The sequence below is a fragment of the Crocosphaera sp. UHCC 0190 genome (assembly GCF_034932065.1).
Classification (GTDB): domain Bacteria; phylum Cyanobacteriota; class Cyanobacteriia; order Cyanobacteriales; family Microcystaceae; genus UHCC-0190.
This window is the reverse complement of sequence record NZ_JAYGHP010000005.1, coordinates 1-14,603: the sequence shown is the minus strand read 5'-3', so window position 1 is coordinate 14,603 and position 14,603 is coordinate 1. Positions and strand designations below refer to the sequence as shown.

The 14,603-nt window shown below is 39.4% G+C and carries 16 protein-coding genes, 1 tRNA gene and 1 other annotated feature; of the genes, 11 read left to right on the top strand and 6 right to left on the bottom strand.

The genetic code is table 11. The annotated features are described in order from the left end of the window. Positions 1–250: 250 nt before the first annotated feature. Entirely contained in the window at positions 251–2,116 is a 1,866-nt protein-coding gene (locus VB715_RS09270; protein ID WP_323300920.1) for a sensor histidine kinase, read from the bottom strand. Between the two features lie 107 nt (positions 2,117–2,223). Here VB715_RS09270 and rplS point away from each other — a divergent pair, with 107 nt between their 5' ends. The 8 genes from rplS (at position 2,224) to rplL (ending at position 6,240) form a co-directional block, all read left to right on the top strand. Then, positions 2,224–2,586 (top strand): 50S ribosomal protein L19, encoded by a 363-nt coding sequence (gene rplS, locus VB715_RS09265; protein WP_323300919.1) that lies wholly within the window; start codon positions 2,224–2,226, stop codon positions 2,584–2,586. A gap of 101 nt (positions 2,587–2,687) precedes the next feature. Next, positions 2,688–2,760: transfer RNA gene (locus tag VB715_RS09260), tRNA-Trp, on the top strand. A gap of 75 nt (positions 2,761–2,835) precedes the next feature. Beyond that, the gene (gene secE / locus VB715_RS09255) at positions 2,836–3,072 is read left to right on the top strand and encodes a preprotein translocase subunit SecE (RefSeq protein WP_323300918.1); all 237 of its coding nucleotides are present in this window, start codon (positions 2,836–2,838) and stop codon (positions 3,070–3,072) included. Beyond that, positions 3,072–3,695, top strand: coding sequence for a transcription termination/antitermination protein NusG (gene nusG, locus VB715_RS09250; RefSeq protein ID WP_323300917.1), 624 nt, complete (start codon positions 3,072–3,074; stop codon positions 3,693–3,695). Before secE ends, nusG begins: the two co-directional genes overlap by 1 nt. A 6-nt stretch (positions 3,696–3,701) precedes the next feature. Then, complete coding sequence (gene rplK / locus VB715_RS09245; protein ID WP_323300916.1) at positions 3,702–4,127, top strand: 50S ribosomal protein L11; 426 nt, start codon at positions 3,702–3,704, stop codon at positions 4,125–4,127. Positions 4,128–4,188: 61 nt separating this feature from the next. Further along, positions 4,189–4,905: a 50S ribosomal protein L1 gene (gene rplA / locus VB715_RS09240; RefSeq protein WP_323300915.1), complete on the top strand. Its 717-nt coding sequence runs from the start codon at positions 4,189–4,191 to the stop codon at positions 4,903–4,905. Between the two features lie 83 nt (positions 4,906–4,988). Continuing rightward, positions 4,989–5,161: a sequence feature (ribosomal protein L10 leader region), on the top strand. 39 nt (positions 5,162–5,200) lie between these two features. Then, positions 5,201–5,770: a 50S ribosomal protein L10 gene (gene rplJ / locus VB715_RS09235; protein WP_323300914.1), complete on the top strand. Its 570-nt coding sequence runs from the start codon at positions 5,201–5,203 to the stop codon at positions 5,768–5,770. Positions 5,771–5,841: 71 nt separating this feature from the next. Then, positions 5,842–6,240, top strand: coding sequence for a 50S ribosomal protein L7/L12 (gene rplL, locus VB715_RS09230; protein ID WP_323300913.1), 399 nt, complete (start codon positions 5,842–5,844; stop codon positions 6,238–6,240). Between the two features lie 115 nt (positions 6,241–6,355). On the opposite strand, the gene hpnJ is transcribed toward rplL, so the two are convergent. Then, positions 6,356–7,792, bottom strand: coding sequence for a hopanoid biosynthesis associated radical SAM protein HpnJ (hpnJ, locus tag VB715_RS09225; protein WP_323300912.1), 1,437 nt, complete (start codon positions 7,790–7,792; stop codon positions 6,356–6,358). A 302-nt stretch (positions 7,793–8,094) separates the two neighbouring features. Here hpnJ and VB715_RS09220 point away from each other — a divergent pair, with 302 nt between their 5' ends. From VB715_RS09220 to VB715_RS09210, 3 genes are all read left to right on the top strand, one after another. Then, a complete protein-coding gene (locus VB715_RS09220; RefSeq protein ID WP_323300911.1) occupies positions 8,095–8,790 on the top strand; it encodes an aldehyde oxygenase (deformylating) in 696 nt (231 codons plus the stop codon). A gap of 141 nt (positions 8,791–8,931) precedes the next feature. Beyond that, positions 8,932–9,954, top strand: a complete 1,023-nt coding sequence (locus VB715_RS09215) for a long-chain acyl-[acyl-carrier-protein] reductase (RefSeq protein WP_323300910.1) — start codon at positions 8,932–8,934, stop codon at positions 9,952–9,954. A 91-nt stretch (positions 9,955–10,045) separates the two neighbouring features. Beyond that, positions 10,046–10,345 (top strand): DUF5678 domain-containing protein, encoded by a 300-nt coding sequence (locus VB715_RS09210; RefSeq protein WP_323300909.1) that lies wholly within the window; start codon positions 10,046–10,048, stop codon positions 10,343–10,345. 79 nt (positions 10,346–10,424) lie between these two features. On the opposite strand, the gene VB715_RS09205 is transcribed toward VB715_RS09210, so the two are convergent. The 4 genes from VB715_RS09205 to VB715_RS09190 form a co-directional block, all read right to left on the bottom strand. After that, on the bottom strand, positions 10,425–11,303 hold the full coding sequence (locus tag VB715_RS09205; RefSeq protein ID WP_323301145.1) for an NAD(P)-dependent oxidoreductase: 879 nt from the start codon (positions 11,301–11,303) through the stop codon (positions 10,425–10,427). Between the two features lie 61 nt (positions 11,304–11,364). Next, positions 11,365–12,060 (bottom strand): HAD-IA family hydrolase, encoded by a 696-nt coding sequence (locus VB715_RS09200; RefSeq protein ID WP_323300908.1) that lies wholly within the window; start codon positions 12,058–12,060, stop codon positions 11,365–11,367. A gap of 141 nt (positions 12,061–12,201) precedes the next feature. After that, on the bottom strand, positions 12,202–13,395 hold the full coding sequence (locus tag VB715_RS09195) for an NAD(P)/FAD-dependent oxidoreductase (RefSeq protein WP_323300907.1): 1,194 nt from the start codon (positions 13,393–13,395) through the stop codon (positions 12,202–12,204). Positions 13,396–13,907: 512 nt separating this feature from the next. Beyond that, positions 13,908–14,489, bottom strand: coding sequence for a hypothetical protein (locus tag VB715_RS09190; RefSeq protein WP_323300906.1), 582 nt, complete (start codon positions 14,487–14,489; stop codon positions 13,908–13,910). Positions 14,490–14,603: the final 114 nt, after the last annotated feature.

Here is a 14,603-nt window from a genome sequence, read left to right as displayed (position 1 = left end):
TCAATTGCAATTTTAATCAGAGTGTAATCTGTTTTTAGATTATAAGCTCTGCCGAACCTAGAATGTAACATGATTAAAAATTATAAGCTTAAACCCTGAAGGGTTAAAACCCAGGCTTAGCATCAGGCTGTATAGACAGCCTTTGTTCTTAGAGAATAAGGCTTTAGCCTGTATTTATTGATGAATTTTACATGGCAAGTTCGGTAGAACCAATTATAAGAGATAAAGTATTTTTTGAAAATAAAAAAAGTTAATACGACAAATAAATTTCTACCGTTGTTCCTTGGTCTAATCCTTCACTAGATAGAGTAATATTTCCCCCCATTAACATCATAAAATTGCGAGAAATTGCTAACCCTAAGCCTGTGCCTCCATACTTACGAGTCGTCGAACTATCTGCCATAATAAACGGTCGAAATAGTTTTCCTTGTTTTTTAGGATCAATGCCAATTCCTGTGTCTTTAAAGGTGATTTTTACTTGTCTAAAATTGATATCTTGGTTAACAATTTCAGTTGTTATAGTAATTGTCCCTTTTGCCGTAAATTTGATGGCATTGCCTAAAACATTAAGTAAGACTTGTTTCAGTTTGGCTGGATCAGCATTTACCATAATTGTCTGAGCATTATCATCAGTAATCAATCTCAGTCCTTTGGTTTGAATGGTGGCATTTTGTAAATTGATAACCTCGGTTAATAACTGATTAAGATTAACAGGTTCAATTTTTACTGAGAGTTTTCCTGATTCAATTTTGGCAATATCTAAAACATCATTGATAATTCCGAGTAAATGAACAGCTGCTTCATTCGCTTGAGCTAAAAATTCTAATTCTTCTTCACGACTATCACAATAGCCATCCTTAAGAATTTGAAGACAACCAATAATGCCATTTAAAGGTGTTCTTAACTCATGGGAAGTAGTGGCCAAAAATTCACTCTTAATTCGGTTAGCATTTTGGGCCTCTTGCCAAGAAGAAACGATTTCTTCTCCCCAAGTTTGTAACCTTTGAATCATGTCTTGAATCGCCACGGCTAATTGATCAAATTCTCGAATTTTGAAGTTTAAAGGAATGGGATCTTTAGAATGGAGATGTTCTTTATTTAAAGCATAATCTCGTAACTTGATCACGGGACGAGATAACTCCCAAGCAATATAGAGAATGGCAAAAAAAGTAGCTGTTATTAAGGCTAAAACTAGATAGATTAAAACTCGTTGAATTTCTTGTAAAGGAGCTAAGGCATCGTCTAAAGGTGTAACCGCTAAAACAATCCATTTTTGACCTTTTTCTGCCGTCACTGGTGAAGGAATAGAGCGATAACCAGCTACTAATTCTACCCCATCCTTTTCTAACGCAAAAAGATGTAAAAAATCTTGTCTTCCCGCGAGCGCACTGCGAATTAAACTATTCAGACGTTCGGCATCTGCCTCTTGTTGAATATTATGTCCTACCTTTTGAGGAAAGGGATGGGCTAAAATCGTCCCCGACTGATTGATGACCACAGGATAGCCTTCTAAAGATCCAGGAACAGTCTTTTCTTTATTCAGAAGAGCCACTTTAATCACTAATTCGTAGAATAATCGGTTATTTTGATCGTAAATAGGGGCCGCTAATAATAATTTTAATTGACTATTTTGTGAATCCTCAAAGACATTTTGAGCAGGAGGAACTATCTGAATTAAGATCTGATCAGGTTGGGTCAATAATTCCGTTCTTTGTTGGGGCCAAGTTTGAGCATTAACAGCATTTTTCGGGGCATCTTGACAGGTACTCACCGTCAATTTTTGAGTCCTTAAATCCCTTAGTTGAAGACAAAGAATTTTTAGGGGAAGGGTAGTTGTTAATTGTTGCAGAAACTTCTGTTGATCCTGTTGAGAACCTGATCGCAGAACCAGACTATCACTCGCTGTTACTAAATTCGCTTTGAGAGCTTCCACCGAATCATTAAGACTTTGCCCTTTGCGGATCGCACTTTCCGTTAAATTCTGCCGCGCAGTTTCTAAAAAAGCCGAACGGCCCTTACGATAAGTTAAATAAACCCCCATCAGCAAGACGGGAACGCTAACTAAAAGCAAGCGGGACAAAAGAATACGGCGAAACGACAACTGCCCTAATGCCATGTCAATCTTGAAAGAGTAAGAGTTAGGTCTAGGGTAACACCTTCAATGGTCTTGCTCTTAAAACAAAAACGAGGTAAGATAAGAAATTGTGAGTTTTTGCCAAAGCCATGAACGCCGAACAAATTATCAACGAGATAGAAGCCGAACATCTCAAGAAGGATTTGCCGACCATCCACGTCGGTGATACCATTCGAGTCGGTGTGCGAATTCGAGAGGGTGGGAAAGAAAGAATCCAACCCTATGAAGGAACCGTCATTGCCATGCGGAATGGGGGAATTAACGAAACCGTTACCGTAAGGAAAACCTTCCAAGGGGTAGGAGTCGAGAGAGTATTTCTCTTACATTCCCCGCGCATTGCGAATATTCAAATAATCCGTCGTGGTAAAGTCCGCCGCGCGAAACTGTATTATTTACGCGATCGCATCGGTAAAGCCACTCGAATTCGTCAGCGATTTGATCGTCCTTTATAAAATACCCTAACAACAGCGCACACAAAGCGAGCAAATTAGGGTCAAACTGCGCTATGATAAAAAAGGTTTAGAGCATAGCCCTTGGTTATGGCTCAGGCAGTGCGCTCTTAGTTCAGTTGGTAGAACGCAGGTCTCCAAAACCTGATGTCGGGGGTTCAAGTCCTCCAGGGCGCGTAACCTTAGTTATTTAGAGGCCAATCAGGCGCAGTCACAAAAAACTCGTTGTTTTATGTTGGGGAGAGAACGACCGTGGTCAAAAAAGAAGGCACCAAAAAAGATAAAAGCGATGTGCAGCCAGCCAATAACCAATCAAAAGTCACCAAGCTAATTGGTGAAACTAAGGAAGAATTGGCCAAAGTTGTCTGGCCCTCTAGACAACAACTTTTAAGCGAATCAGCCGCCGTGATTCTCATGGTAAGCTTAGTCGCCACCGTTATTTATCTTGTGGATAACCTCTTTACTTGGGGATCTGGGAAGGTATTCTAATGAGTTTTGCTCACGATCCATCACTCGAACTCGAACAACAACAACAACAAGAACAGAAATCAGTCCCTCGCTGGTATGCTGTTCAGGTGGCCTCTGGTTGTGAAAAGCGGGTTAAAACCAACTTAGAACAACGAATTCACACCCTAGATGTGGCCAACCGCATCTTTCAGGTTCAAATTCCCAAAACCCCCACCATCAAAGTCCGTAAAGATGGCGCCCGTCAGCACGGTGAAGAAAAAGTCTTCCCTGGTTACGTCTTGGTGAAGATGATCATGGACGATGAAGCCTGGCAAGTCGTGAAAAACACCCCGAATGTGATTAACTTTGTGGGGGCTGAACAAAAACGGCGATACGGCAGAGGCAGAGGTCATGTGAGGCCAGTTCCCCTGAGTCCCTCAGAAGTGGAGCGAATCTTTAAACAAGCCGAGATTCAAGAACCCGTCGTCAAGATTGATATGGAAATCGGCGACAAAATTCTGGTTCTGTCGGGCCCCTTCAAAGAATTTGAAGGAGAAGTGGTAGAAGTAAGCCCAGAGAGGAACAAATTGCGAGCTTTACTCTCAATTTTTGGGCGAGACACCCCAGTCGAACTGGAATTTAATCAAATTGAGAAACAAAATTAATTAGCGATGGCCAAAAAAGTGGTTGCCTTGATTAAACTTGCCCTTCCTGCGGGAAAGGCCAACCCTGCCCCCCCCGTTGGGCCCGCCTTGGGTCAACATGGGGTCAATATCATGGCGTTTTGCAAAGAATATAACGGCAAAACCGCCGACCAAGCGGGAATGATCATTCCTGTGGAGATTTCAGTCTATGAAGACCGTAGCTTCACTTTTGTCCTCAAAACTCCCCCCGCTTCTGTTTTAATTCGGAAAGCTGCCGGGGTAGAAAGAGGCTCGAATGAACCCAACAAAACCAAAGTGGGCAGCATTACCCGCGATCAACTTAAAGAAATTGCCCAAACGAAAATGCCCGATCTCAATGCCAACGACATTGACGCGGCCATGAACATTGTTGAAGGGACAGCCCGTAACATGGGCATTACCATCAAAGACTAATCAATCTTAATCAGTAATTATGGGGAGAAGCCTTGCTTCGTTAGCACCCTAGGAGGATAGAATGCCCAAAAAACTCTCAAAACGGATAAAAGAAGCCTTATCCAAAATTGATCAAAACCAAGTTTATGAGCCGTTAGAAGCCTTAAAACTCCTCAAAGAAACGGCCACCGCCAAGTTTGATGAATCAGCCGAAGCCCATATTCGCTTAGGAATTGATCCCAAATATACTGACCAACAACTGCGGACAACGGTTTCCTTACCCAAAGGAACCGGGCAAGAAGTGAGAGTCGCCGTTATTGCTAGAGGGGAAAAAGTGCAAGAAGCCAGCAATGCGGGAGCAGATGTAGTAGGATCAGAAGAACTGATCGACGAAATTTTACAGGGCATGATGGATTTTGAGGTCTTAATTGCCACCCCTGATATGATGCCGAAAGTCGCTAAATTAGGGCGTTTATTAGGGCCACGGGGCTTGATGCCCTCACCCAAAGGGGGAACCGTAACGGCTGATCTTAGCAATGCGATCGCCGAATTTAAAGCCGGAAAATTAGAATTTCGGGCTGACCGCACAGGGATTGTTCATGTTATGTTTGGAAAGGCCTCATTTGCCCCGGAAGACTTGTTGGCTAATCTTAAAGCCTTACAGGAAACCATTGACCGCAACCGTCCTTCTGGGGCGAAAGGTCGCTACTGGCGGAGCATTTTTGTGGCGGCTTCCATGGGGCCATCGATCCAGGTTGACATTAGTGCCTTACGAGATCTAAAACTAGAAGAGGCATAAGGATAAAATAAGTAACTTATGTAGGGTCGAAGGGCCCTTCGCCCCTACGGGTAACTGTAAAATAAACCCCTAAAACAACTAAAAACTGAACTTTGGTTATACCGAAGACAGCAGGAGCAAACAGCTTAATATCCTGCCGAGGTTGAAGCCTGAAGACAGAAAACACACCAGAAATAAAGGGAGACAAAAGCTCTTTTTTCTGGGATGTGATTCGACTTCGGCCCCGGCATCAAGCTAGGGGTTTATTTTTTGTCCATCGATAAACTTTCCCACAAAACAAGGAGGTGAGAGCAGAATGGGGAGAAACAGGGAAAATAAAGCAGCGGTGATCGCCGATCTCAAGGAACTCTTGAGTGACGCGCAACTGGCCTTTGTCATTGATTATCAAGGGCTATCCGTTGCGGAAATTACCGATCTGCGGAACCGCCTACGTCCCACCGGATCTGTGTGTAAGGTGACAAAAAACACCTTTATGCAGCAAGCGGTGGCAGAAAACGAGACTTGGCAACCCATGACCAACTTTTTGAAGGGGTCAGCGGCCTTTGTCTTAGTCAAAGATGACGTGGGAAGCGCAGTTAGGGCTTATCAAGCCTTTAAAAAAGACACCAAAAAAACCGAATTTCGCGGTGGTGTCATGCAAGGGCAAGCCCTCAATGAAGACCAAGTCAAAGCGATCGCTGACTTACCCTCGAAAGAGGAACTCATGGGACAAGTGGCCGGCGCGATCAATGCGATCGCTACCAAACTGGCCGTTGGCATCAAAGAGGTTCCATCGTCTTTGGGACGGGGTATTAACGAAGTGCCAAGTTCCTTGGGTCGAGTCATCGGCGCAATGGCAGCCAAAGAAGAGGGCGATGGGACTTAAGCATCACCCCTCTAATCAATTGTGTTTGTTTCATTATCTAATTTGTTCATTTATTGTCAAGGAGTTAAACTATGTCTGCTGCAACTGATGAAATTCTCGAAAAGCTAAAAACTCTCTCTTTGTTAGAAGCTTCTGAATTAGTTAAGCAAATTGAAGAGGCCTTTGGGGTTAGTGCTGCTGCTCCTGCTGGTGGCATGATGATGATGGCTGGGGCTGCTGCTCCTGGTGCGGCCGCGGCTGAACCTGAAGAAGAGAAGACCGAATTTGATGTCATTCTTGAAGAAGTTCCTGCTGATAAGAAGATCGCCATTCTGAAGGTTGTTCGTACCATCACTGGTTTAGGACTGAAAGAGGCAAAAGATCTGGTTGAATCTGCTCCTAAAGCGATTAAGGAAGCGACTGGCAAAGATGATGCAGAAGCTGTCAAGAAGCAACTCGAAGAAGCGGGTGCTAAGGTTAGTGTGAAGTAAGTCTAACAGACCTTAGTCAATCTTTAAAGCAGGTACTTTTACCTGCTTTTTTGTTGAAAAAGCACAAGAAGCAATAAAATCAGGTAGGGTGGGCATTGCCCACCCTACCTTAAGTTTAAGCGTTAACTAAACTACGAGTATGACGTTCTTTTAGATAGGACATAAATTCTCGTCCTTCCCGTAAACGACGCACTAACATTTGCGGATCAACTAACATTTCTTTGACAATAGGAACGATAGTCTGACGACGGAAATAGAAGCGACGATACATCTGTTCAACTGCATCTTCAATTTCAGAGGCCGAGAGATTAGGATATTGTAAAGTAGACAATTGAATTCCCGAACTAGCCACTAAATCCTTATTAGTAAACCAGCCATTTTCTTGCGCTTGTTGATACAATTCTGTACCAGGATAAGGAGAAGCAATAGATACTTGAATCGTATGAGGACTCACTTCACAAGCAAAGCGAATGGTGTCTTCTATGGTTTCCCTTGTTTCATTCGGTAAACCAATAATAAAAGCACCATGCACCTTGATTCCTAACTTGGTGCAGTTTTCCATAAACTTACGGGCAACTTCTAATTTAATGCCCTTTTTCACCCCATCCAGAACCTTTTGATTACCGGATTCAAACCCAACTAATAACAAGCGTAAGCCATTATCTCGGAGAGTTTTTAAGGTGTCATAATCTAGGTTAGCGCGGGCGTTACAACTCCAGGTTAAATCTAATTTTTTGAGGTATTCACTAATGGCCATCACCCGCTTTTTGTCAATGGTAAAAGTATCATCATCAAAGAAATATTCTCTGACAGAATCACCCCAAATTGACTTAGCAAGTGCCATTTCTTGGCCTACAGCTTCGGGACTTTTAGCCCGGTATTGATGTCCCCCAATAGTTTGGGGCCAGAGACAAAAAGTACACTTAGCAGGGCAACCTCTTCCGGTGTACAAAGAAACGTAAGGATGGAGCAAATAACCGATAAAATAATTACGGAAATTGAGATTATCAGCATACACAGGAAAAACACTGGGCATAGAATCCCAATCATGAATTAATTCCCGTTCTTCCGTATGTTTAATATTACCGAATTGATCCCGGTAACTGAGTCCTTTAATCTGATCGTAGGGCTTACCTGCTGCTAATTCTTGACAAGTGTAATCAAATTCGTTGCGACAAACAAAATCTAAAATTGGGTTTTCTTCTAAGGTTTCAGTGGGCAAAACCGCAGCATGGGCCCCCAATAAACCCACTTGAGTGTCAGGGTTTTGGGCTTTAATAGCTTCGGCGCATTTAACATCATTGGGTAAAGTGGGGGTACTGGTATACATGATCACCAGTTCATAGTCCTTAGCCACTTTTAGGACATCTTCTACGGTTTGATAATGGGCCGGTGCATCAATTAACTTACTACCAGGCACCAAAGCTGCTGGTTGCGCTAACCAAGTAGGATACCAAAAAGAGGTAATTTCTCGTTTGGCTTGGTATCTGGCCCCTGCCCCACCATCAAAACCATCAAAAGAAGGGGGACTCAAAAATAGGGTTTTTTTCATCGTGTTTTCACTCACTACCACGTTATGCAATCTTGTTTCTAGTTTAATCTAGCAATTTCTTGCTGTGTCTTAAGAAAAGGAAAATCCTTGTATTTTACTTCTGACTTCTGACTTCTGACTTCTGACTTCAAACACACCCTCCCCGTTTCCCACCATTTTGCACTAAAGTAGAACCTAAGATGAATGGTAGGGGCGAACAGCCGTTGGCCTCTACTTAAAGTTAAACCTAAAAGGCCTTATACCATAAGGATACAAATTAGCTCTCTAACCCAGTTGATAACCAATAGGAGATAAATTAGCTTATGCAAGAGCTTGCTTTACGCTCAGAGCTTGACTTTAACAGCGACACCTATAAAGATGCTTACAGTCGCATCAATGCCATTGTCATTGAAGGTGAGCAAGAAGCTCATCAAAACTACATTGAGATGGCCAAACTGCTACCCGAAGACGAAGAGGAGTTAATTCGTCTCTCTAAGATGGAAAATCGTCATAAAAAAGGGTTTCAAGCTTGTGGTAAAAATTTAGATGTTACCCCTGATATGGCTTATGCTCAGGAATTTTTCGCTCGACTACACGAAAATTTCCAAACCGCTAAAGCCGAGGGCCAAATTGTCACCTGTTTACTCATTCAATCTCTGATTATCGAAGCCTTTGCGATCGCTGCTTATAATATTTATATTCCCGTGGCTGATCCCTTTGCGCGGAAAATCACTGAAGGGGTAGTCAAAGATGAATATACTCACCTCAACTTTGGGGAAGTTTGGTTACAAAAACATTTTGAAGACTCGAAAGCCGAGTTAGAACAAGCTAACAAAGATAACTTACCCATCGTTTGGAAAATGCTCAATGAGGTGGAAAACGATGCCGAAGTCTTAGGCATGGAAAAAGAGGCTTTAGTGGAAGACTTCATGATCAGCTATGGAGAAGCTTTAAGCAATATCGGTTTCTCTACCCGCGAAATCATGAAAATGTCCTCCTATGGGTTACGCGCTGCTTAAATTAACGATTTTCGCTTAATTAAGGCATCTTTAGGGGCTTAATACTATTAAGCCCTTATTTTGATGGTAAGATTGTTAAGGGTCTTAACTTTTTCTTATTATCTAGTCTCTTTTCTGCCTAATTATCATAAAGAATAATCAATGTTTGGTCTGATCGGTCATCTTACAAGTTTAGAACACGCCCAGTCCGTCGCTCATGCTCTTGGCTATCCTGAATATGCCAATCAAGGTCTTGATTTCTGGTGTTCAGCCCCACCGCAAATCGTTGATCATTTCCATGTTACCAGTGTGACAGGACAAACGATTGAAGGAAAATATGTTGAATCCTGTTTTTTGCCAGAAATGCTGGTAAACCGACGGATTAAAGCAGCCATTCGCAAAATCTTGAATGCGATGGCCTTGGCCCAGAAAAACGAGATTAATATTACGGCATTGGGGGGATTTTCTTCAATTATTTTTGAAGAATTTAACCTCAAAGATAACAGCCAAGTACGGAATGTGTCTCTAGAGTTTGATCGCTTTACCACTGGCAATACTCACACTGCTTATGTGATCTGTCGTCAGGTAGAGCAAGCATCAGCTAAACTAGGAATTGACTTATCTCAGGCCACTATTGCGGTTTGTGGGGCAACGGGAGACATTGGCAGTGCAGTCTGTCGTTGGTTGGATCGCAAAACGGAAGTTCAGGAACTTTTGTTAATTGCCCGTAATCAAGAGCGTTTACAAGGATTACAGGAAGAGTTAGGACGGGGCAAAATTATGGGCTTAGAGGAGGCTTTACCCCAAGCTGATATTATTGTTTGGGTGGCTAGTATGCCCAAAGGGGTAGAAATTAACCCTGAAACTTTAAAGAAACCCTGTTTAATTATTGATGGGGGTTATCCCAAGAATTTAGGTACAAAAATTCAACATCCTGATGTTCATATTCTCAAGGGGGGAATTGTTGAACATTCTTTAGATATTGACTGGAAAATCATGGAAATTGTCAGTATGGATGTTCCTTCTCGTCAGATGTTTGCCTGTTTTGCTGAAGCTATTTTATTAGAGTTTGAACAATGGCATACTAATTTTTCTTGGGGACGTAATCAAATTACTGTGACTAAAATGGAACAAATAGGAGAAGCGTCTGTTAAGCATGGGTTTCAACCTTTGTTAAGTTGGTAAGAAATTAATACATATTATTTATAATAAAGGTGGGCCATGCTCACCTTTATTCATTTTTATTAATTATTTAGAGAAGAAAGGGTACAAGATTATGTCTCATTCACCGTCAAAAGAACAAACGGAGAAAATTATTAAATGGTTAAATACTAACCGTCAAATGGTCTTAGATTTATATAAAAATCAATATATTGCTTACAATGAGGAAGGGATTATTAGTCATGGTGAAAATTTACAAGATGTTTTAGATATTGCTAATGCTTCAGAACAAAAATATTTAATTTATGTTGTTCCTCCTCATCGTTGTTCTCTTCAGATTTTACCGATTCATTCTCGTTTTAATATAGAATTTAGACAAGCAGAAGAAAAAATTATTTTTACTTGGCGTAATTAAAATTATGTTCTTTAATAGAACCGACATTAAGTATTTATATTTAATATTTAACGTAGAGTGGGCAATAGTTATTTTAGTGTTAAATTTTACCTTTTAATTGTTCTAATTCTTCTTTTATAGATAGGGTATTATAACCTAACTTAAAAGCTTTGGAACTATCTAAAGAAGTATCCGGCGATCGCGGAGCAGACATGGTTACATCTTTTTGTAAACAGGGAGTAATTAAATCTTGAGAAAAATCAAATATCTCTGCCATTAAACAGCCAAATTCATAACGAGAAACCCTTTCTTTTCCCCCTAAATGTAAGATGTCTCCTTCTAAGGTTTCTAAGGCTAACAATAGCCCTTTAGCGGCAGTTAAACCACTCACGGGGGTGCGATATTCATCGGTAAATAAACTTAATGCTTTACCTTCCCTAAATGTCTTCAAAAAGAATTGAATAAAACTCTCTCCATAGGGTGAAGGAATACCAAACATTAATGGCATTCTACAGATCACAGTTTTGGGATAAATTTCTAACATTCCTTGTTCTGCTTTAACTTTTTGTTCCCCATAATAACTAATAGGTGAAACCAGATCAGTTTCTTTATAGGGTGAATTTAAACCATCAAAAACTAAATCCGTTGAAGTAAAAACACAAGGAATATTGAGATCAGCGCATAATTGAGCAATATTTAAAGAAGCAGTAACATTAATTTTATAAGCATCTTCAGGATTATTTTGACAATAATTGGGTTTTGATGCTGCCGCTAAATGAATCCCTGCATCAGGTTTTATTTCATTAAATATTTCTTGCAAATCAATAAAATTTGTAACATCAACCTTGACAGATTTTACATTATTAATATTAATTTGATGAGAATAAAAAGTACCATAAACTTGCCAATTTTGTTGAGCATATTGACAAAGATTATAGCCTAAAAACCCACTGGCACCTGTTACTAAAAGCTTTTTCATGTTTCTATTATCATCATCTAATTTTATATTATTGTAGGGACAATTCATGAATTGTCCTTACTTAAATCAGCATTTCCATAGAATTAATAATAGATTCTGATTCTATTTTATCATCATTTCTTTCTAACAAAAATGCTTGAATTCCCACAGCTTTGGCCCCGTCATAATCTTCCTTTTTACTATCACCAATATGCCAAGCTTCTTGGGGTTGACACTGATGTTTTTCTAAGGCTTTAAGAAAGATGTTAGGATGAGGTTTTGCGGTTCCTGTGGTGGAAGAAATAGTAATAGTAGTAAAAAATTCACTCAAACAAAATAGATCAAGTACCTCATAAATTCTAGTATCAAAATTAGAAATAATTGCTAACTCAATGCCTTTTTGTTGCCAATGTTTTAAAGCAGGAAAAACATCAGTATAGAGAAACCAAGGATGAGGAGTTACAAAATAATCATAAACTTGCTGAAAAAAGCTATCAAAATCAGCAAATTGATCAATAACATCTACTTCCGTAAAAGTATCATAAGCAACCTGATACCACCATTGATATTCTAATTCAGAAACCGCCATGATATCAATACCAGGAAATGCTAAAGGTGGAGACATTTTAAAGCTTTTAAAAAAAGCTATTTCTAACAAATCAGATGAACATTTTACTCCGACTGTAGAAGCAAGATAACTATACACCTCTCCCACACTTCCCTTAACCCCAAATAATGTACCAACAGCATCAAAAAAAATCACTTTAGGTTGTTGCATAATCTTACAATTTCTAACTGATGATTTTTGTATAGACATTAGATAAGTAGATGGTTATAATTAAACCTAATGTGGGCAATGCCCACCCTACAAGTTTTGTTTGTTTAATTATGCTCATTTACTTACAACATCTGCACAAAATTAGTTTGATAACCATTCAATTAAGGGTTGTGTAATCCAATTAATCCCTACATTTAATTGATGTTTTAAGGTAGGTAAACGATACAAATAAATCAACCTTCTAGCAATATAAGCTAAGGGGCCATCCAATGTCATCCCTAAACCAGATAAAGTCGCATTATCAATTCCTAATGCCATCATTTCTCCTAATGGTTGATAACGGAAAGGTAAGAGGGGACGATTAGTAATTGATGCCCACAAATTCCAAGCACAATAATCAGACTGTTGAAATGCGGTTTGTGCAGTTGCAGGAATTCTGTTTCCTGATTGATCATAACAGTCAGCAATATCACCCAAAGCATAAATATTAGGATGATCAATTATCTGCAATTCTGGCGTAATTTTTAATAAACCTTGTGGATTTTGTTGGAGGGGTAAACCTTTAATCAAATCTAATACTTGGGTTCCTACCGTCCATAATACCAAGTCAACAGGAATGACATCAATTTGACCTTTATAAGCTAAAGAAATGCTATCTGAAGTTACTTGAGTTACTTCCGTTTCTAAGTCTATATAAACTCGTCTTGCTTCTAAGGCAGTTTGGGCAGCATTTTGGTTAAACTCAGGAGAGTTTCTTAGAATTTTGTCCCCTCGTTCAATTAACCTTATTCTTCCGATTTCTCCCAGAGTATCTGCTAATTTACAGGCTAATTCTACCCCACTATAACCACCACCAACAATGGCAATCCTAATTTTTTCTGCTTGAGATGCTTCTAATAAACGCAATCTTTCTTTGATACGATAAGCATCAGCTAAAGTACGAAAAGGAATAGCATAATCTTTGACACCACTAAAACTATCTAAGGGGGTTTTTCCTCCCATTGCTAACACTAATTTGTCATAATGTAAGCTATGATGATTCTCTAATTGTATCTGTTGATTGTCAATATCAATCCCTGTAACACACCCTTGATGAAAACGAATTCCTGTATTGCTTAAAAGTTCCTCATAAGGGGGGGATATTTCCCAAGTTTGCATCTCCTCAGTAATTAATTCATACAATAGGGGCGTAAACAAAAAGCGATCGCTTTTATCAATGAGGATAATTTCTGGGGTACGATCATCCTCCCAAGGTAACTGACTGAGACGTAAAGCGGTATAGAGTCCCCCAAACCCTCCCCCGACAATACAGATGCGTAATGGTTGTTCACTCATAAGTTGGGTTGATAAGGTTAACTATATATATCTTAACGATCTTGGGGCATTCACGGGAACTAGGGATATTTTATACCATATCTCTATATTCAGAGAAAAGGGTCTTTTTGCGATATTTTGAGGAATAATCAGTAATATAGATAAAATTTACCCTATAAACAGAAACTCCACGGGCTAATCCCGTGGAGGTCAAAATGGTTACTTTAAATAATGACACAAAAATCAATAAATGGACAACATATTTCAATTTTATTGGCCTTAAATTAATCTTAAGACGGAGAGAAACTGGTTAGAAACTAGGATGAAACTGGTATTGAGTAAAGGAAGTTCATTCATTGCGGTATGTGATAGAATCCTGACATTGAGTGATTAGATAAGTCACAAGAATTGGCATAAAATAAATTATCCGAAATTCGTAGGGGCGGTTTTTTTACATCAGTTATGATCCTCACAAATAAGTTAAATAAAACCGCCTTGCCTTGTATCATTAATTTGTGATCGGAAATGATTTTTTATAAAGTGAGTTGTAGATTGAAATGGTTAGCTATTGTCTTCATGATTGCTAACTCCTCTAGAGTGATAACTCCGTCCAATTTAGCCACTTTTTCACATTGGGCAAGTAAAGCAATAGCAAAATCTTGATTTAATTGTGACAGTAATTTGTCCAAAGAAGGGGGATTGTTTGAATTTTTGGCGATTGTTTCTAACGAAGCAGGACTAAGATTTAACGTTTGTAATTCTGGGAGAATCATTTCTCGTGTTTTATGAGGATTTCCTGCCAAAAATAAATGAACTAAAACCTGATCAATAATAACTTCTTGAGCAATGGCTTCTTGAAGGTATTCCTTTCCTTCCAATTGAATTTTTTCAAGAGTAGCTTCCATTTCTAAAGGATTAAATTTGGCTTCATAGAATTGACAAGCACTATATCCTAAAGCGTAGAGCATAAGCGCATTGGTACTTGCTCCAATTACCGCACCCGCAGCAGGAATATTTCGTAAAAATCCTAATCCTGCTTTGAGAGCATATTGTCCACCTAAAGCTAAGCCAAAAATTGTTAAAATTTCCCCTTTTCTTGCATTAAGTAGACACACAAAATTAATTACACAGATCAAACAAAATAATATAAACTATAAACTGTAGTTTAAAATCAGAAAGTTTATGCGATTTATTAGAGAATTAAATACAGAAACAAGAAAACTTCTAGA